This window comes from Pseudomonas entomophila, from assembly GCF_029478665.1.
Lineage (GTDB): Bacteria > Pseudomonadota > Gammaproteobacteria > Pseudomonadales > Pseudomonadaceae > Aquipseudomonas > Aquipseudomonas entomophila_F.
In genome coordinates, this window is the sequence record NZ_JARPQB010000011.1 from 121360 (window position 1) to 139676 (window position 18317).

Consider the following 18317-nt stretch of genomic DNA (forward strand, 5'->3'; position numbering starts at 1 on the left):
TGTTACAGGAAGACCCCGTGAGCTCCAGCATCTTCTGGCACGACTACGAAACCACCGGCATCAATCCGCGTTGCGACCGCCCGCTGCAGATGGCCGGTGTGCGCACTGACCTCGATCTCAACGAGATCGAGGCGCCGATCAACCTTTACTGCCGCCCCTCGGACGATATCCTCCCGCACCCGGCCGCTTGCCTGGTGACTGGCATCACGCCGCAGCAGCTAGCCAACCAGGGGCTGTGCGAGGCCGAGTTCATGACGCGCGTGCACACCGAGCTGGCGCGCCCAGGTACCTGTGGCGCCGGCTACAACACCTTGCGCTTCGATGATGAGGTTACCCGTTACAGCCTCTATCGCAACTTCTTCGACCCCTACGCCCGCGAGTGGCAGGGCGGCAACAGCCGCTGGGACCTGATCGACGTCGTGCGTACCGCCTACGCCTTGCGCCCCGAGGGGATCGTCTGGCCGCAGCAGGACGGGCGCACCAGCTTGCGCCTGGAGTTGCTCAGCAAGGCCAATGGCATCGAGCACGGCCATGCCCATGAAGCGCTTTCCGACGTGCGGGCAACCATCGCCCTGGCCCGATTGATTCGTGATCGGCAACCGAAGTTGTATGACTGGCTGTTCCAGTTGCGCAGCAAACATAAAGTGATGGAGCAGATTCGTCTGTTGCAGCCTTTGGTGCATGTCTCCGGTCGTTTTTCGGCGGAACGTAACTATATCGGCGTGGTGTTGCCGCTGGCCTGGCACCCGCGCAATCGCAACGCGTTGATTGTGTGTGACCTGGGTCAGGACAGCGCGCCGTTACTGAAGGAAAGTGCGCAAGTGTTGCGTCAGCGCTTGTACACGCGCCGTGAAGACATGGCCGAGGGTGAATTACCGGTGCCGTTGAAGTTGGTGCATATCAATCGTTGCCCAGTCGTGGCCCCGTTATCGGTAATACGTGCCCACGATCAGCAGCGGCTGGGGATCGATATGTCGACGTTGCAGTCGCATGCTGACCATCTGGCCAATCAGCAGGCAACCTGGCGCGACAAGCTGGATATTATCTTCGAAGAAGAAGCTTTTGCCCCGACGGAGGATCCGGAACAACAGCTGTATGACGGTTTCTTCGGGGATCGCGATCGGCGCTTATGCGAGCAAGTGCGAAGCGTGGATCCAGCTCAACTGGGTCAAGGGCACTGGATGTTCGATGATCCGCGCTTGCCGGAGTTACTGTTCCGCTACCGTGCACGCAACTTTGCCGACACGCTTGATGAGCAGGAGCTCGCACGTTGGCATGGTTTCTGTCAGCAACGCCTGAGCGACCCGAAGTGGGGAGCCCCCAATACACTCGGCGACTTCGAGGTGGCGTGCCAGAGCAGCTTGGCCAGTGCCGACGAGGCCGGCCGGAAGGTGCTGGAGGCTTGGCGGGCCCATGCCGGACAACTGAAAGCGCAGTTCCAGATCTGAAGGGAATGGATAAACAAAAACGCCGGCAAATGCCGGCGTTCTTGAAGTTGAAACTGAAGCGCGGTGCGCGAATCAGTCCAGCAGGGTGGCCCAGCTTTCGACGACGTCGCCGCCCCACTTGGCTTTCCACTCTTTCAGGGTCTTGTGGTTGCCACCCTTGGTTTCAATAACCTCGCCATTGTGCGGGTTCTTGTACTGCTTGACCTTGCGCGCGCGCTTGGTAGTGGTGGTTTTGGCAGTGCCGCGTGGCGCTTTGCTCAGTTTGCTTTCCGGATCGAGCAGGGCGATCACGTCACGCAGGGACTTGGAGTATTCGCCCATCAGGGTGCGCAGTTTGCCTTCGAATTCCAGCTCTTTCTTCAGCTTGTCGTCTTGCGACAGGTTGGCCAGGCGAGCTTGAAGTTCCTTGATGGCTTCTTCGGTGGCGCGGTATTCGTTGATCAGGGACATGGAGCGTTCCTTAATTCATGTGTAGGGGACAGTGAGGGCAATAATAGACAGGCGATACTCGCAAGTAAACAATAAAAAAATATTGAATCAATTAATGATGGCGAGTGATAGCGCCACTGTTAGGTTAAGAAAAATTTACATATTCATGCGGGACAGGGTCATCTCCCCGTTGAAAGAAGGGGTATGTCCTGCGTTGGCCGTGGAGTATGGCTGGCCCGCGCAGTGTGTCGATCGATACTGCGTTTTTCCCAGCGGCCCGCTAGAATGGGCCCTTTGCGAAGTTTCTGGAGTCTTTCTCATGCGCACCTATCGACTGGTGATTGCCTGCCCCGACCGTGTCGGCATCGTGGCAAAAGTCAGTAATTTCCTGGCCCTCTACAATGGCTGGATCAACGAGGCCAGCCATCACTCCGACGAACAGAGCGGCTGGTTCTTCATGCGCCATGAGATCCGCGCAGAATCCCTGCCGTTCGGTATCGAGGCTTTCCGCGAGGCCTTCGCGCCGATCGCAGAAGAGTTCTCCATGACCTGGCGTATCACTGATTCCGCGCAGAAGAAACGCGTGGTGCTGATGGCCAGCCGTGAGTCGCACTGCCTGGCCGACCTGCTGCACCGTTGGCACACCGACGAGCTGGACTGCGAGATCCCTTGCGTGATCTCCAACCACAACGACCTGCGCAGCATGGTCGAGTGGCACGGTATTCCGTTCCACCATGTGCCGGTCGACCCGAAGGACAAGCAGCCGGCGTTCGCCGAGGTTTCGCGCCTGGTTCAGGAATACGCGGCCGACGCCGTGGTGCTGGCGCGCTACATGCAGATTCTTCCGCCGCAGCTGTGCCAGGAATACGCGGAAAAGGTCATCAACATCCACCACAGTTTCCTGCCCTCGTTCGTTGGTGCCAAGCCTTACCACCAGGCGGCCCTGCGTGGCGTGAAACTGATCGGCGCGACCTGCCACTATGTCACCGAGGAGCTGGATGCCGGCCCGATCATCGAGCAGGACGTGGTGCGTGTCAGCCACGCCGACAGCATCGAGGACATGGTCCGCTTCGGCCGTGACGTGGAGAAGATGGTCCTGGCCCGCGGCCTGCGTTATCACCTGGAAGACCGCGTGCTGGTCCACGGCAACAAGACTGTCGTGTTCAACTGAGGCGAGCATTGGCCTATGACAGACCCACGTGACAAGGCCGGCGCCGTGGCGCCGCCCACCTTGGGCGAGGGTTGCCTGGCCCGTTTCGATCCGGATGCGCTGAGCGATGAAGACGGCACCGAGTTCCCCGGTGCCGCCGAGCTCTGGGATGTGATGAATTGCGCTGACGAGCCCTGTGCTCGGCAGGTTGCCAAATCACTGCTGTGACTTGACCTGTAGGAGTCAGCCTTGCTGGCGAAACCCGGCAAAGCCGGGCCAGAGGGCATCCTGTGCCTATCCTGGGCAGGGCCGGCCTGCACTTGCTCCCACAGCGAACGCTGTTCTCCATGGGAGCGCCCGCAGGCGGCTCCAGGTCAGATCCGGAAGCTACCGACCAGCTGCTTCAGGCGCCCGGCCTGCTGCTCCAGGTCCGAGCACGCGCGCAGGGTGGCCTGCAGGTTCTCGACCCCTTCCTGGTTGAGCATGTTGATTTCGTTGATGTCCATGTTGATCGAGTCGACCACGGCGGTTTGTTCCTCGGTGGCGGTGGCCACCGACTGGTTCATGCCGTCGATCTCGCCAATGCGCTGGGTGACGCTGCCCAGGCGTTCACCGGCCTGGTTGGCGATGTCCATGCTGTCCTGGCTGTGACGTTGGCTCTGGCCCATGGTGTCGACCGACTCGCGGGCGCCGACCTGCAGCTCCTCGATCATCTTCTGTACCTGTTGCGCCGACTCCTGGGTGCGGTGGGCGAGGTTGCGTACTTCGTCTGCCACCACGGCGAAACCACGCCCGGCTTCGCCGGCGCGGGCGGCCTCGATCGCGGCATTCAGCGCCAGCAGGTTGGTCTGCTGGGAGATGCTGGTGATCACTTCGAGGATCTGGCCGATGTTGACGGTCTTGTTGTTGAGCGTCTCGATATGCTCGCTCGACGTGACGATCAGGTCCGACAGGCGGTTCATCGCATCGATGTTGCGCTGCACCACTTGCTGACCTTCCTCTGCCAGCAAACGGGCGGAGCTGGCATGTTGCGAGGCCTGGGCGGCGTTGCCGGCAATTTCCTGGGCGGCGGCGCCGAGCTGGTTGATGGCGGCGGCGACGCTGTTGGTGCGGTTGGACTGTTCGTCGGAGTTGCTCATCGACGAGTTGGAGGCGCTGATCACCCGCAGGGCCACTTCGTTGACCTGCTCGGTGGCCGACGACACTTCGCGGATCGAGCCGTGGATACGCTCGACGAAACGGTTGAAGGCGGTCCCGAGGATGCCGAACTCGTCGTGGTTGTGGATCTCCAGGCGACGGGTCAGGTCGCCTTCGCCCTCGGCGATGTTCGCCATGGCGCGGGTCATGGTGTGCAGCGGTTGCATCAGCACGTTGATCAGCAAGCCCAGCAGGGCAATGATGATCACCACCGCCACCAGGGTGGCGATCACCGCCGAGGTGCGGAAGGTGCTGAGCATCGAGAAAGCCTTGTCCTTGTCCACCGACAGGCCGATGTACCAGTTGGCCGAAGGCAGGCCCTTGACCGGGGTGAAGGTGAGCAGGCGGGTCTGGCCGTTGAGCTCGACCTCGGTCAGGTCACCGGACAGGCGCGGGGTGTTCTGCGGGAACAGGTCCGACAGCGACTTCATCACCAGGTTCTTGTCCGGGTGCACCAGGATCTTGCCCTGGTCATTGACCAGGAAGGCGTAGCCCATGCCACCGAAGTTCAGCGCGTTGATGATCTCCACCAGGCCGTCCAGTGCCAGGTCGCCACCGACCACGCCGACCGAGCGCGAGGCGGTGGCGACGATCGAGATGACCATCTTGTTGGTGGCCATGTCGATATAGGGCTCGGTGAGCATCGGCCCATTGGCGTTCAGGCCATCCTTGTACCACGGGCGTACGCGCGGGTCGTAGCCGTCGGGCATCTTGGTGTCGGGGCGCACGGTGAAGGTACCGTCGGGCTGGCCCAGGTAGATGGTCAGGAAGCTCGAGGTCAGGGCGTTCTGGCCGAGCAGGGCGCCGGCGTTCTGTGGCGACTGGGCGAGGTTCTGGGCGACGTTCTCGACCAGTTTTATCCGCCCTTCGAACAGGTTGCGAATGTTCGTGGACGTCGATTCGCCCATTTCAGCCAGGTAGTTCTCCAGGTTGGCGCGAATGGCATTACGCTGGAGGTAGTCGTTGTAGAGGGTGAACAGGCTGAAGGCGAGGATCACGATCAGTGATGCCGCCAGAAGAATCTTGTGGCTGAAACGAAGGCTTTTATTCATGACGTGATGCGTCCGCTAAGGTTTTGTTATCGGGTCGTTCGCACAAAGCACGGCTGGAAAACAGTGCAACAATTCCCGTGAGTCCTTTTCGGGTTGTTACTGTCTTTCTGGGAGGAATCATTTTGAAATATCGGCAGTCAGGTGGCAGAACTTGAGTAGGGGATGAAGCAAGATGTCAGATTCTTCGCAAATGGTTATAGGGGCCGGCCCTGATGGCCAGTCCGTGTCACAGGCCATGCGCCTGGCCAATCGCCATGGTCTGGTGGCGGGGGCGACCGGTACCGGCAAGACAGTCACTTTGCAGCACCTGGCCGAGCTGTTCAGCGATGCCGGTGTCGCGGTGTTCGCCGCGGATGTGAAGGGTGACCTGTGTGGCCTGGGTGCCAGCGGCGCGCCCCAGGGCAAGGTGGCCGAGCGGATCGCCGGGATGTCGTGGTTGAACCACAGGCCTCAGGCTTATCCGGTTACCTTGTGGGATGTCGCCGGGCAATCCGGGCATCCCTTGCGCACCACCTTGAGCGACATGGGCCCCTTGTTGCTGGGTAATCTGCTCGAGCTGACCGACAGCCAGCAGGCTGCGCTGTATGCGGCCTTCAAGGTGGCTGACCGCGAAGGGCTGCTGTTGCTTGATCTGAAAGACCTCAAAGCGTTGCTCGCGCACCTGAAGGACAACCCCCAATTGCTGGGCGAGGACAGCGCACTGATGACCAGTGCCTCTACCCAAGCCTTGCTGCGCCGGTTGGCAACCCTGGAGCAACAGGGCGCCGAGGCGTTGTTCGGCGAGCCGGCCCTGCAGCTTGAGGATCTGCTGCGGGCCGACGGTGACGGTCGCGGGCGCATCCACCTGCTTGACGCCAGCCGCCTGGTGCACGACGCGCCCAAGGTGTATGCGACCTTCCTGCTTTGGCTGCTGGCCGAGCTGTTCGAACAGTTGCCCGAACGTGGTGATGCCGACAAGCCGGTGCTGGCGCTGTTCTTCGACGAGGCGCACTTGCTGTTCAACGGTACCCCCAAGGCGTTGCAAGACCGTCTGGAGCAAGTGGTGCGGCTGATCCGCTCCAAAGGCGTGGGGGTGTATTTCGTCACCCAGTCGCCCGGGGACCTGCCTGATGCCGTACTCGCCCAGTTGGGGCTGCGTATCCAGCACGGCCTGCGGGCGTTCACGGCCAAGGAGCAGAAGTCGCTGCGCGCCGTGGCCGATGGTTTCCGCCCCAACCCGGCATTCGACAGCCTGGCGGTGCTGACCGAGCTGGGGATCGGTGAAGCGCTGGTGGGCACGCTGGAGGAGAAAGGCACGCCTGCGATGGTTCAGCGGGTGCTGATCGCGCCGCCCCAGTCACGGATCGGGCCACTGAGCGCCGCCGAGCGTAGTGCGTTGATCGGCGCCTCGCCTCTGGCGGGGCGTTATGACAAGCCGATCGATCGGGAATCGGCTTACGAAATGCTCACCCAGCGCAAGGGTGAGCCGGTGGAGCCGGCGCCGCAACCCAAGGCGGATGAAGACAGTTTTGCCGACAAGGCCGGGGAGTTTCTGCAAAGTGCGGCAGGGCAGGCGATCAAGTCGGCGGTACGCCAGGCGGCCAATCAGTTGGGGCGGCAGTTGGTGCGTGGTTTGATGGGGTCGTTGCTGGGCGGGAAAAAACGCTAAGCCAGATTGTGGTTATAGGAGCGGCCTTGTGCCGCGAAGGGGCTGCGCAGCAGCCCCGGCAGTCTTGAGGTGAATCGAAGATCAGGGGGGCGCTTCGCACCCCTTTCGCGGCACAAGGCCGCTCCTACACGGGTGGTGTAGGGGCTTATAAAACGAAGAAGGCGCCCGAAGGCGCCTTTTTCGTTACAGTGCTGTCACTCAGCCGATGGCCTTGGACGCCAGCCAGAACAGGCCGGCCGCCAGGCCCATCGAGGCCGGCAGGGTGAGGACCCAGGCCAGCAGGATGGTCTTCACCGTGCCGCCCTGCAGGCCGCTCTTGTTGGCGACCATGGTACCGGCCACGCCTGACGAGAGCACATGGGTGGTGGACACCGGCAGGCTGAAGATGTTGGCCATGCCGATGGCACAGGCGGCGGTGATCTGCGCCGACATGCCCTGGGCATAGGTCATGCCCTGTTTGCCGATCTTCTCGCCGACGGTCAGCACCACGCGCTTCCAGCCGACCATGGTGCCCAGGCCCAGAGCCAGGGCGACGGCAACGATCACCCAGAACGGCGCGTACTCGGTGGTGGCGGTCAGGTCCTTGCGCAGCTTCTCCAGGTCGGCCTTTTCACGGGCTTCCAGGCCTGGCAGCTTGCCGACCTTCTTCGCCGTGTCGTCCAGGCACAGCAGGTAGCGGCGCACTTCGACGCGCTTCTCGGCGCTCAGGGCGCGGTAGTCGGTCACGCCGGCGAGCGAGGACTGCAGGGCGGCGATGGTCGGTTCGGTCTGCTGCGGGTTGCAGCTGAACTGCTCCGGCAGGTCGCTGGATTGCGCCTTGCCCAGTGCCAGGAACTCGCCGAGGGTGGCGGAGTTGCGCTGGTAGAACTGGCTCAGGTGCATCGTCGCGTCGCGGGTACGCTCGATCTGGTAGGTGGTGCTGTTCAGGTCGAGGACGAACTTGGCCGGGACGATACCGATCAGTACCAGCATGATCAGGCCGATGCCTTTCTGGCCGTCGTTGGAGCCGTGCACGAAGCTCACGCCCATGGCCGAGATCACCAGCACCAGGCGGTTCCAGAACGGTGGGTGCTTCTTGTCGTCGAGCTTGCGGCGCTGTTCGGGCGTCTTGTGCATCTTCGACAGCGGGCGCCACCACTTCAGGCCGAGCAGCACCAGGGCTGCAACGGCAAAGCCAGCCATTGGCGAGAGGACCAGCGACGTGGCGATGTCGATCGCCTTCTGCCAGTTCACGCCATCGCCCAGTGGGATGTCGCTGATCAGTGCATTGGCCAGGCCGACACCGAGGATCGAACCGATCAGGGTATGCGAGCTGGAGGCCGGGATACCGAAGTACCAGGTGCCCAGGTTCCAGGTGATGGCCGCGGCCAGCAACGAGAAGACCATGGCCAGGCCGTGCCCGGTGTTCACATTGATCAGCAGTTCGACCGGCAGCAGGTGGACGATGGCGTAGGCCACCCCGACACCGCCGAGCAGAACCCCGAGGAAGTTGAACACACCGGAGAAGAACACGGCCAGGTGCGGTGGCATGGCTTTGGTATAGATGACAGTGGCTACCGCGTTGGCGGTGTCATGAAAGCCATTGATGAACTCGAATGCGAGGACGAAGGTCAAAGCGAGCGTCAGGCTCACGATAACCCAGGCATCCAGTCCGCTGAATAAATCGATCATGAAGGTTTTCTGGCGGTCTTAGGGGGGCGGGATTATGCCAGAAAACCATGGCAATCGATGCACCCGCCGCTGACCGATGGCAGGCAGGCATCTGTTGCAGGCGGTGAAGCTGGCAATACGATGGTTGGCGAAAGTGCGCGGAAAATTCGGCAATTTCTATAAAAATCAGAGATTTGATGCGTAGGTTGATTGCGGTTCAAATTTCAAACGGTTGTATGAAATTTGTGTGAATCCATTTCACCGAGGCTGTTCCGACCACGCTCAACGCGCGCCAGGGCGATCGCCGATGGCGCGATGGCATCACGCAGGTTCATCACCTTCGGCGCGCAGTTCCTTCTCCATCTTTTCCAGTTCCTGGGCAAAGGCCTGGTCACGGACAGTGGCGCGTTTACGCCAGGGTTTGCGTTCTGGTTCGGGTTGCGCGGCATAGGTGGTGACTTCGCCACCGTATACATCCTTGTAACGTTCGGCCTGGCGCTCGAGTTCCGCGCGCAGTTCTTCTTTCGTCACAGTAATACCTGAATAGGTTGAAGTTTGGCGCTGGCGTTGAAGGACACAATTAACGTGTGGGCGCACCGCCAGCGCGAAATGATTCGTCGCGAGGACACGCGGTGGGGAGTGAAGGGCGACCTGGAAAAGTGCCTTTGATCACCACTGGACAAGCCATGCCTGAGGCAATGGGCCTGAAGGTCGGAAAGCGACGAAGGTGGGTCGATTGGATCCGTAATAGTGCGAGTGGGCAATCAACGGAGTCGATTATAGCAATCGCCAAGTCGAAGACTATCGTTCTTTACTTGTTACTGACAAGGTCACCGAAGTTGTCAATGACTGGCGTGGGCATTGGTCCCTTCGGTCGTCAGGAAGTTCAACGCCGTGAAGCGTGGAAGTTTACTTCGAGCGGCTGAAATGAAAACGGCCTCGCGGGAGGGCGAGGCCGTTGCCTGGGACTTCTGCGGTGGGTACCTGACCAGTCTCTCCAAAGAAGCCACATGTGGCAGGGGAAAGGTATAAGCAAAAGTGTCAGCGGTCAATTGCGATTATCGGCCGTTCGTTCGATAATCGCACAAACCAGCGTTTTTTTGAGGCGAGTCCATGAGCGAAGAAACCAACGGCCCCTTGGCAAACGAACCCGCAAAGGGCGCGACGCCTGCCATGGCACCCCCGATCGTGGCTTCGGCGGCCAAGCGTATCCAGGCGTTCACTGGCGATCCGGACTTCATGACTTCCCTGGCCCGCGGCCTGGCGGTGATCCAAGCCTTCCAGGAGCGCAAGCGGCACCTGACCATCGCCCAGATCAGCCATCGCACGGAAATCCCCCGCGCGGCCGTGCGCCGTTGCCTGCACACCCTGATCAAGCTGGGCTATGCGACCACCGATGGCCGTACCTACTCGCTGCTGCCCAAGGTACTGACGCTGGGCCATGCCTACCTGTCCTCGACCCCGCTGGCGGTTTCGGCCCAACCCTACCTGGATCGGATCAGCGACCAGCTCCACGAGGCGGCCAACATGGCTACCCTCGAAGGTGACGACATCCTTTATATAGCGCGTTCGGCCACGGTGGAGCGGCTGATTTCGGTGGACCTTTCGGTGGGCGGACGGCTGCCGGCCTACTGCACGTCGATGGGGCGCATTCTCCTGGCGGCGCTCGACGACGCCAGCCTTCACGAATACCTGGAGCGCGCCGACCTCAAGGCCCGAACCAGTCGTACCCTGCATGATCCGGCGTCGTTGTTCGCCTGCATCCAGCAGGTACGTCAACAGGGTTGGTGCGTGGTCGACCAGGAGCTGGAGCAAGGGCTGCGCTCGATTGCCGTGCCGATCTACGATGCCTCCGGGCAGGTGCTGGCGGCGCTGAATGTCAGTACTCATGTTGGGCGGGTCAGCCGCAGCGAGCTGGAGCAGCGTTTCCTGCCGATCCTGCTGGCGGCCAGCCGGGACCTTTGTCATCAGTTGTTCGGTTGACTCGCCGAGCCTCACGGGTTTGCAAAAATCTGTAGGAGCGGCTTTAGCCGCGATGCAGGCAGCGCGGTGTCTGGCACCCGCTTAGCGGGTGATCGCGGCTGAAGCCGCTCCTACAGGTAAGTTATGCATTACCTAATCGAACAGCTCACCTGCTTTCCTGTTCGATAAACGCACAATCTCGTTTCCAGTGAATTGCGCAGTCCACGCCTGCTGATTAATGTCTGTCGCACGAGTCGGCTTTGCCGACCCGACAATAACAACAGGCCAGAAGGGCTCCCCATGAAAACGCCTCTATCGTTGTCGCGGCCGCACCCGCGCACGGTGCCATTGCTCTCAGGCTGATCCCGCGCCTGTATATCCGAGAAGTTTCCTGCCCCTGCGTTTACTTTTACGCAGTCGCCTGCCTGCGCCTCTCTCCTGGATAACAATAATGAACAAACCGCAATCCACCGTCGGCCGCTGCCTCGACGTCCAGACGTTCATCAATGACCAGCCCCTGTCGCGTTATCAGTGGCGGGTGGTCATCCTGTGCTTCCTGATTGTCTTTCTTGATGGCCTCGACACCGCGGCCATGGGCTTCATCGCCCCGGCGTTGTCCCAGGAGTGGGGGATCGACCGCGCCAGCCTTGGCCCAGTGATGAGCGCCGCGTTGATCGGTATGGTATTTGGCGCGCTGGGTTCCGGCCCGCTGGCCGACCGTTTCGGGCGCAAGGGCGTGCTGGTGGCGGCAGTGCTGGTGTTCGGTGGTTTCAGCCTGGCCTCGGCCTACGCCAGTAATGTCGATCAGTTGTTGGTACTGCGCTTTCTCACGGGCCTCGGCCTGGGCGCGGGCATGCCCAATGCCACCACGTTGCTCTCCGAGTACACGCCGGAGCGTCTCAAGTCGCTGCTGGTGACCAGCATGTTCTGTGGTTTCAACCTGGGCATGGCCGGTGGCGGCTTCATGTCCGCCAAGCTGATCCCGGCCTATGGCTGGCACAGCCTGCTGGTGATCGGCGGGGTGCTGCCCTTGCTGCTGGCGCTGGTGCTGTTGGCCTGGCTGCCGGAGTCGGCGCGTTTCCTGGTGGTGCGCAACCGCAGTGTGGACAGGATTCGCAAGACCCTGGCACCCATTGCGCCGACGGTGGTCGCGCAAGCGTCGAGCTTCAGTGTGCCGGAGCAGAAGGCCGTCGCCACGCGTAATGTATTTGCCGTGATCTTCTCTGCAACCTATGGCTTGGGCACCATGCTGTTGTGGCTGACCTACTTTATGGGCCTGGTGATCGTCTACCTGCTGACCAGCTGGCTGCCGACCTTGATGCGCGACAGCGGCGCGAGCATGGAGCAGGCCGCGTTCATCGGTGCGTTGTTCCAGTTTGGTGGTGTGCTCAGCGCGGTGGTGGTGGGCTGGGCCATGGACCGCTTCAATCCGCACAAGGTGATCGGCCTGTTCTACCTGTTGGCTGGCGTGTTCGCCTATGCGGTGGGGCAGAGCCTGGGCAACATCACCCTGCTGGCGACCCTGGTGCTGATCGCCGGCATGTGCGTCAACGGGGCGCAGTCGGCCATGCCTTCACTGGCGGCACGGTTCTACCCCACCCAGGGGCGGGCCACCGGGGTGTCGTGGATGCTCGGGATCGGGCGGTTCGGAGCGATTCTGGGGGCTTGGAGCGGGGCGACCTTGCTTGGGCTGGGGTGGAGTTTCGAGCAGGTGCTGACGGCGTTGCTGGTGCCGGCGGCCTTGGCCACCGTGGGGGTGGTGGTGAAAGGGCTGGTGAGCCACGCCGACGCAACCTGACCTGGCGCTGTTCCCTGTAGGAGCCGGCCTTGCCGGCGAACACCGGCAACGCCGGTGCCAGCCACCGCGTTGCCTGGTTCGCCGGCAAGGCCGGCTCCTACAGTTGAGTACATGTCGATCAGGTAACAAAACGTTCGATAATCGAACGTTAGTGCGATTATCGGATTGTAACGCTGCCAGCATTCTCCTTAATCTGGGCCCATCGCAGCGATGCATCGGCCCGCTGCTCACTGACCCGACTCGTCCTGACCAGGAGTCTCCAATGGCAGCAATCCTCTCGCTTCACGAGGCCGTGAAGCAGTTCATCCAGGATGGCGACAGCGTCGCCCTCGAAGGCTTCACCCACCTGATCCCGACCGCCGCGGGCCACGAGATCATCCGCCAGGGCAAGCGCGACCTGACCCTGGTGCGCATGACCCCGGACCTGATCTACGACCAACTGATCGGTGCCGGCTGTGCGCGCAAGCTGATCTTCTCCTGGGGCGGCAACCCCGGTGTCGGTTCGCTGCACCGCTTGCGTGACGCCGTCGAGAAACAATGGCCGCATGCGATCGAAATCGAGGAACACAGCCATGCCGACCTGGCCAACGCCTATGTCGCCGGTGCCTCCGGGCTGCCGTTCGCGGTACTGCGTGCCTACGCCGGCTCCGACCTGCCGAAGGTCAACCCGCTGATCAAGAGTGTCACCTGCCCGTTCACCGGCGAAGTGCTCGCCGCCGTGCCGTCGGTACGTCCGGACGTCACTGTGATCCACGCGCAGAAGGCCGACCGCAAAGGCAATGTGCTGCTGTGGGGCATTCTGGGCGTACAGAAGGAAGCGGCCCTGGCGGCCAAGCGCTGCATCGTCACCGTCGAAGAGATCGTCGATGAACTGAATGCGCCGATGAACGCCTGCGTGCTGCCGACCTGGGCACTCAGCGCGGTATGCCTTGTGCCTGGCGGCGCCCATCCGTCCTATGCCCACGGTTACTACGAGCGCGACAACCGCTTCTACCAGGCCTGGGACCCGATCGCCCGCAACCGTGAGTCGTTCTCTGCCTGGATCGATACCTACATCCGCGGCACCGCAGACTTCAATGAATTCCAGGCCAGGCTGGCCAGCACCGCGGAGGCCGCGCAATGAGCTACTCCACTTCCGAAATGATGACCGTCGCCGCTGCCCGTCGCCTGCGCAACGGCGCCGTCTGCTTCGTCGGCATCGGCTTGCCGTCCAAGGCTGCCAACCTGGCGCGCCTGACCTCGTCACCCGACGTGGTGCTGATCTACGAGTCCGGCCCGATCGGTGCCAAGCCCAGCGTGCTGCCGCTATCGATCGGCGATGGCGAGCTGGCCGAGACCGCCGACACCGTGGTGCCGACCGGCGAGATCTTCCGCTACTGGCTGCAGGGCGGGCGTATCGATGTCGGTTTCCTTGGCGCCGCCCAGGTCGACCGCTTCGGCAACATCAACACCACCGTGGTGGGTGACTACCATGCGCCGAAGACCCGCCTGCCGGGCGCTGGCGGCGCGCCGGAGATCGCCGGCTCCGCCAAGCAGGTGCTGATCATCCTCAAGCAGTCGCCACGGGCGTTCGTCGACAAGCTCGACTTCATCACTTCGGTCGGCCATGGCGAAGGCGGCGATTCGCGCAAGCGCCTGGGCCTGCCGGGAGAGGGGCCGGTCGGCATCATCACCGACCTGTGCATCATGGAACCGGAAGAGGGCACCCACGAGTTCGTGGTCACCGCGATCCATCCGGGCGTGACCCGTGAGCAGATCATCGCCGCCACCGGCTGGGCAATCCGCTTCGCCGACGACGTGCAGGAAACCGCCGCACCGAGCGACGTCGAACTGTCCGCCCTGCGCGACCTCGAAGCTCGCACCGCCGCCGCCCATGGTCAGACGGCAGGAGAAGCCTGATGCGTGATGTATTCATCTGCGATGCCATCCGCACCCCCATCGGCCGTTTCGGCGGCGCCCTGGCCGGCGTGCGTGCCGACGACCTGGCGGCGGTGCCGCTCAAGGCGCTGATAGAGCGCAACCCGGGCGTGCAGTGGGAGCAGCTCGACGAAGTGTTCTTCGGTTGCGCCAACCAGGCCGGTGAAGACAACCGCAACGTCGCGCGCATGGCGCTGTTGCTGGCCGGCCTGCCAGCGAGCATTCCCGGGGTGACCCTCAACCGCTTGTGCGCCTCGGGCATGGATGCCATCGGCACCGCCTTCCGTGCCATCGCCAGTGGCGAGATGGAGCTGGCCATCGCCGGTGGTGTCGAGTCGATGTCCCGTGCGCCATTCGTGATGGGCAAGGCCGAGAGCGGCTATTCGCGCAACATGAAGCTGGAGGACACCACCATCGGTTGGCGCTTCGTCAACCCGTTGATGAAAGCCCAGTACGGCGTGGACGCGATGCCCGAGACCGCCGACAACGTCGCCGACGACTACAAAATCTCGCGTGCCGACCAGGACGCCTTTGCCCTGCGCAGCCAGCAGAAGGCGGCCGTCGCGCAGGCTGCGGGGTTCTTCGCCGAGGAAATCGTGCCCGTGCGTATCGCCCACAAGAAAGGCGAAACCGTGGTCGAGCGTGACGAGCACCTACGTCCGGACACCACGCTGGAGGCGTTGAACAAGCTCAAGCCGGTGAATGGCCCGGACAAGACTGTCACGGCGGGCAATGCCTCGGGGGTCAACGACGGTGCGGCGGCCTTGATCCTCGCGTCGGCCGAGGCCGTGAAGAAGCACGGTCTGACCCCGCGTGCTCGGGTGCTGGGCATGGCCAGTGCCGGTGTGGCGCCTCGGGTGATGGGGATCGGCCCGGTGCCGGCGGTACGCAAGCTGACCGAGCGCCTGGGCGTGGCAGTGGCGGATTTCGATGTCATCGAGTTGAACGAAGCGTTTGCCAGCCAGGGCCTGGCGGTGCTGCGCGAGCTGGGGGTGGCGGATGATGCGCCGCAGGTGAACCCCAACGGTGGCGCGATTGCCCTGGGGCATCCGCTGGGGATGAGCGGGGCGCGGCTGGTACTGACGGCGTTGCATCAGTTGGAGAAGAGCGGTGGTCGTAAAGGGTTGGCGACCATGTGCGTCGGGGTTGGCCAAGGGTTGGCGCTGGCCATCGAGCGGGTGTGATCTCGAACACGGCACGCTCCCCTGTAGGAGCGGCCTTGTGCCGCGAAAGGGCTGCGTAGCAGCCCCAGGATCTGAAGATCCCTTCAAGATTGCCGGGGCTGCCTTGCACCCCTTTCGCGGCACAAGGCCGCTCCTACAAAGGGACCTGTACCTTGAAGTGGAACAAGATTGTTACTGGGTATGTCTAGACTTTGCAGTGACCCCCCAGGAGTAAATAACACCATGACTTCCAGCTATTACACCGGCGAAGAACGCAGCAAGCGCATCTTCGCCATCGTTGGCGCCTCGTCGGGCAACTTGGTGGAATGGTTCGACTTCTATGTCTACGCCTTCTGCGCGATCTACTTCGCCCCGGCCTTCTTCCCCTCCGATGACCCCACCGTCCAATTGCTCAACACCGCCGGGGTGTTCGCCGCCGGCTTCCTGATGCGCCCCATCGGCGGCTGGATCTTCGGCCGCCTGGCCGACCGCCATGGGCGCAAGAATTCGCTGATGACTTCGGTGCTGATGATGTGCTTCGGCTCGCTGATCATCGCCTGCCTGCCCACCTACGCCAGCATCGGCGCCTGGGCGCCGGCCCTGCTGCTGTTGGCGCGGCTGATCCAGGGGCTGTCGGTGGGCGGCGAATATGGCACCACCGCCACCTACATGAGCGAAGTGGCCTTGCGCGGGCAGCGTGGTTTCTTCGCCTCGTTCCAGTACGTCACCCTGATCGGTGGGCAGTTGCTGGCGGTGCTGGTGGTGGTGATCCTGCAACAGCTGCTGACCGAGGAAGAATTGCGTGCCTATGGCTGGCGCATCCCCTTCGTGGTCGGCGCCATCGCCGCGCTGATCTCGCTGATGCTGCGCCGTTCGCTGAAAGAGACCAGCAGCGCTGAAAACCGCCAGGACAAGGAGGCGGGCACCATCAGTGGTCTGTTCCGTCATCACGCTGCCGCCTTCATCACGGTGCTCGGCTACACCGCCGGTGGCTCGCTGATCTTCTACACCTTCACCACCTACATGCAGAAGTACCTGGTCAACACGGCCGGGATGAACGCCAAGAGCGCCAGCTTCGTGATGACCGGCGCACTGTTCCTGTTCATGATCCTGCAGCCGGTGTTCGGCATGCTCTCGGACCGTATCGGCCGACGTAACTCGATGCTGCTGTTCGGCGCCCTGGGGACGATTTTCACCGTGCCGCTGCTGATGGCGCTGAAGACTGTCACCAGCCCGTTCATGGCCTTCGTGCTGGTGACCCTGGCGCTGTGCATCGTCAGTTTCTATACCTCCATCAGCGGCCTGGTGAAGGCCGAGATGTTCCCGCCGCAGGTGCGCGCCCTGGGCGTCGGGCTGGCCTATGCGGTGGCCAACGCGGTGTTCGGCGGCTCGGCCGAGTATGTGGCCCTGAACTTGAAAAACATGGGCATGGAGAACACCTTCTACTGGTATGTGACCGCCATGATGGCGATCGCCTTCCTGTTCAGCCTGCGCCTGCCGAAGCAGGCGGCGTACCTGCACCACGATCACTAAGGACATTGCATGAGCAACCAGCTGTTCGATGCCTACTTCACCGCGCCGGCCATGCGCGAGATCTTCTCCGATCGCGGAAGGCTGCAAGGCATGCTCGACTTCGAGGCCGCGCTGGCTCGGGCCGAGGCGGCCGTCGGGTTGGTGCCGCACACGGCGGTGATGGCCATCGAGGCGGCCTGCAAGGCCGAGCGCTACGAGGTGCCGGCCCTGGCGCAGGCCATCGCCATCGCCGGCAACTCGGCGATCCCGCTGGTCAAGGCGCTGGGCAAGGTGGTCGCCAGCGGCGTGCCCGAGGCCGAGCGCTATGTGCACCTGGGCGCCACCAGCCAGGATGCGATGGACAGCGGCCTGGTACTGCAACTGCGCGATGCCTTGGCGCTGATCGAAAGCGATCTCGCCAAGTTGGCCGGTAGCTTGGCCCGCCAGGCCTTGCAGCATGCCGACACGCCGCTGGTGGGGCGTACCTGGTTGCAGCACGCCACACCGGTGACGCTGGGGATGAAATTGGCTGGCGTGCTCGGCGCCCTGACTCGTCATCGCCAGCGCCTCAAGGAACTGCGCCCGCGCCTGCTGGTGCTGCAGTTCGGCGGCGCCTCCGGCAGCCTGGCGGCATTGGGCAGCAAGGCCCTGTCGGTGACCGAGGCGCTGGCCGAACAGCTTGAATTGACCGTGCCCGAGCAACCCTGGCACACCCAGCGCGACCGCCTGGTGGAGTTCGCCTCGGTGCTGGGTTTGGTCGCCGGCAGCCTGGGCAAGTTCGGGCGCGATGTCAGCCTGCTGATGCAGACCGAGGCGGGCGAGCTGTTCGAACCTTCAGCCCCAGGCAAGGGCGGCTCCTCGACCATGCCGCACAAGCGCAACCCGGTGGGCGCGGCGGTACTGATCGGTGCCGCCACCCGCGTGCCGGGGCTGGTCTCGACGCTGTTCGCCGCCATGCCCCAGGAGCATGAGCGCAGCCTGGGCCTGTGGCATGCCGAGTGGGAAACCCTGCCGGAAATCTGTTGCCTGGTCTCCGGCGCCCTGCGCCAGGCCCAGGTGATCGCCGAGGGCATGCAGGTGGATGCCGCGCGCATGCGCCGCAACCTTGATCTCACCCAGGGCCTGGTGCTGGCCGAGGCGGTCAGCATCGTCCTGGCCCAGCGCCTGGGCCGTGACCGTGCCCATCACCTGCTGGAGCAGTGCTGCCAGCGCGCGGTGGCCGAGCAACGCCACCTGCGTGCCGTGCTCGGCGATGAGCCGCAGGTCAGCGCCGAATTGTCTGCCGATGAACTCGACCGCTTGCTCGACCCCACTCATTACCTTGGCCAGGCCCGCGTCTGGGTGGCGCGCGCCGTGGCCGAACATCAACGTTTCACCGCCTGAAAGGAGAC

15 protein-coding genes and 1 pseudogene are annotated in these 18317 nt (G+C 62.9%); 11 read left to right on the top strand and 5 right to left on the bottom strand.

Translation table 11 applies throughout. From position 1 onward, the window contains the following. The first annotated feature begins 17 nt into the window (after nt 1-17). Nucleotides 18-1448, top strand: coding sequence for an exodeoxyribonuclease I (sbcB, locus tag P5705_RS07820; protein WP_277460274.1), 1431 nt, complete (start codon nt 18-20; stop codon nt 1446-1448). A gap of 72 nt (nt 1449-1520) precedes the next feature. On the opposite strand, the gene mvaT is transcribed toward sbcB, so the two are convergent. Continuing rightward, a complete protein-coding gene (gene mvaT / locus P5705_RS07825) occupies nt 1521-1898 on the bottom strand; it encodes a histone-like nucleoid-structuring protein MvaT (RefSeq protein WP_213659777.1) in 378 nt (125 codons plus the stop codon). A 298-nt stretch (nt 1899-2196) separates the two neighbouring features. Between mvaT and purU the strand changes: the two genes are divergently transcribed. Both purU and P5705_RS07835 read left to right on the top strand, forming a co-directional pair. Further along, nucleotides 2197-3048, top strand: coding sequence for a formyltetrahydrofolate deformylase (gene purU / locus P5705_RS07830; RefSeq protein WP_277460275.1), 852 nt, complete (start codon nt 2197-2199; stop codon nt 3046-3048). 15 nt (nt 3049-3063) lie between these two features. Next, entirely contained in the window at nt 3064-3255 is a 192-nt protein-coding gene (locus P5705_RS07835) for a hypothetical protein (RefSeq protein ID WP_277460276.1), read from the top strand. Between the two features lie 146 nt (nt 3256-3401). On the opposite strand, the gene P5705_RS26355 is transcribed toward P5705_RS07835, so the two are convergent. Then, nucleotides 3402-4166: a methyl-accepting chemotaxis protein gene (locus P5705_RS26355; protein WP_373694313.1), complete on the bottom strand. Its 765-nt coding sequence runs from the start codon at nt 4164-4166 to the stop codon at nt 3402-3404. A gap of 93 nt (nt 4167-4259) precedes the next feature. Further along, nucleotides 4260-5276: pseudogene (locus tag P5705_RS26360) on the bottom strand (HAMP domain-containing protein); the annotation flags it as partial. A gap of 172 nt (nt 5277-5448) precedes the next feature. Between P5705_RS26360 and P5705_RS07845 the strand changes: the two are divergent. After that, nucleotides 5449-6924: a helicase HerA-like domain-containing protein gene (locus P5705_RS07845; protein WP_277460278.1), complete on the top strand. Its 1476-nt coding sequence runs from the start codon at nt 5449-5451 to the stop codon at nt 6922-6924. A gap of 198 nt (nt 6925-7122) precedes the next feature. On the opposite strand, the gene P5705_RS07850 is transcribed toward P5705_RS07845, so the two are convergent. Together P5705_RS07850 and P5705_RS07855 are read right to left on the bottom strand one after the other, a co-directional pair. Then, nucleotides 7123-8595: an inorganic phosphate transporter gene (locus P5705_RS07850; protein WP_277460279.1), complete on the bottom strand. Its 1473-nt coding sequence runs from the start codon at nt 8593-8595 to the stop codon at nt 7123-7125. A 300-nt stretch (nt 8596-8895) separates the two neighbouring features. Beyond that, nucleotides 8896-9105, bottom strand: a complete 210-nt coding sequence (locus P5705_RS07855; protein ID WP_277460281.1) for a hypothetical protein — start codon at nt 9103-9105, stop codon at nt 8896-8898. Nucleotides 9106-9687: 582 nt separating this feature from the next. On the opposite strand from P5705_RS07855, the gene pcaR reads away from it, so the two are divergent. The 7 genes from pcaR to P5705_RS07890 all read left to right on the top strand — a co-directional run bounded on the left by pcaR (nt 9688) and on the right by P5705_RS07890 (nt 18309). After that, a complete protein-coding gene (pcaR, locus tag P5705_RS07860) occupies nt 9688-10557 on the top strand; it encodes a pca regulon transcriptional regulator PcaR (protein WP_277460282.1) in 870 nt (289 codons plus the stop codon). Nucleotides 10558-10987: 430 nt separating this feature from the next. Beyond that, complete coding sequence (locus tag P5705_RS07865) at nt 10988-12334, top strand: MFS transporter (RefSeq protein WP_277460283.1); 1347 nt, start codon at nt 10988-10990, stop codon at nt 12332-12334. A 262-nt stretch (nt 12335-12596) separates the two neighbouring features. Then, complete coding sequence (locus P5705_RS07870; RefSeq protein ID WP_277460284.1) at nt 12597-13457, top strand: CoA transferase subunit A; 861 nt, start codon at nt 12597-12599, stop codon at nt 13455-13457. Next, entirely contained in the window at nt 13454-14233 is a 780-nt protein-coding gene (locus P5705_RS07875; protein WP_277460285.1) for a CoA-transferase subunit beta, read from the top strand. Before P5705_RS07870 ends, P5705_RS07875 begins: the two co-directional genes overlap by 4 nt. After that, nucleotides 14230-15435, top strand: coding sequence for a 3-oxoadipyl-CoA thiolase (gene pcaF / locus P5705_RS07880; RefSeq protein WP_277460309.1), 1206 nt, complete (start codon nt 14230-14232; stop codon nt 15433-15435). Before P5705_RS07875 ends, pcaF begins: the two co-directional genes overlap by 4 nt. A gap of 222 nt (nt 15436-15657) precedes the next feature. Next, nucleotides 15658-16947 carry an MFS family transporter gene (locus tag P5705_RS07885; RefSeq protein WP_277460288.1) on the top strand — a complete coding sequence of 430 codons (1290 nt, stop codon included), beginning with the start codon at nt 15658-15660 and terminating at the stop codon, nt 16945-16947. Between the two features lie 9 nt (nt 16948-16956). Next, nucleotides 16957-18309, top strand: a complete 1353-nt coding sequence (locus tag P5705_RS07890; protein ID WP_277460289.1) for a 3-carboxy-cis,cis-muconate cycloisomerase — start codon at nt 16957-16959, stop codon at nt 18307-18309. Nucleotides 18310-18317 lie beyond the last annotated feature (8 nt).

Bases quoted from the DNA above. Each gene is read 5' to 3' on its own strand.
- mvaT (WP_213659777.1), bottom strand. From the start codon at position 1,898: ATGTCCCTGATCAACGAATACCGCGCCACCGAAGAAGCCATCAAGGAA.
- purU (WP_277460275.1), top strand. From the start codon at position 2,197: ATGCGCACCTATCGACTGGTGATTGCCTGCCCCGACCGTGTCGGCATC.
- P5705_RS07835 (WP_277460276.1), top strand. From the start codon at position 3,064: ATGACAGACCCACGTGACAAGGCCGGCGCCGTGGCGCCGCCCACCTTG.
- P5705_RS26355 (WP_373694313.1), bottom strand. From the start codon at position 4,166: ATGAGCAACTCCGACGAACAGTCCAACCGCACCAACAGCGTCGCCGCC.
- P5705_RS07845 (WP_277460278.1), top strand. From the start codon at position 5,449: ATGTCAGATTCTTCGCAAATGGTTATAGGGGCCGGCCCTGATGGCCAG.
- P5705_RS07850 (WP_277460279.1), bottom strand. From the start codon at position 8,595: ATGATCGATTTATTCAGCGGACTGGATGCCTGGGTTATCGTGAGCCTG.
- pcaR (WP_277460282.1), top strand. From the start codon at position 9,688: ATGAGCGAAGAAACCAACGGCCCCTTGGCAAACGAACCCGCAAAGGGC.
- P5705_RS07865 (WP_277460283.1), top strand. From the start codon at position 10,988: ATGAACAAACCGCAATCCACCGTCGGCCGCTGCCTCGACGTCCAGACG.
- P5705_RS07870 (WP_277460284.1), top strand. From the start codon at position 12,597: ATGGCAGCAATCCTCTCGCTTCACGAGGCCGTGAAGCAGTTCATCCAG.
- P5705_RS07875 (WP_277460285.1), top strand. From the start codon at position 13,454: ATGAGCTACTCCACTTCCGAAATGATGACCGTCGCCGCTGCCCGTCGC.
- P5705_RS07885 (WP_277460288.1), top strand. From the start codon at position 15,658: ATGACTTCCAGCTATTACACCGGCGAAGAACGCAGCAAGCGCATCTTC.
- P5705_RS07890 (WP_277460289.1), top strand. From the start codon at position 16,957: ATGAGCAACCAGCTGTTCGATGCCTACTTCACCGCGCCGGCCATGCGC.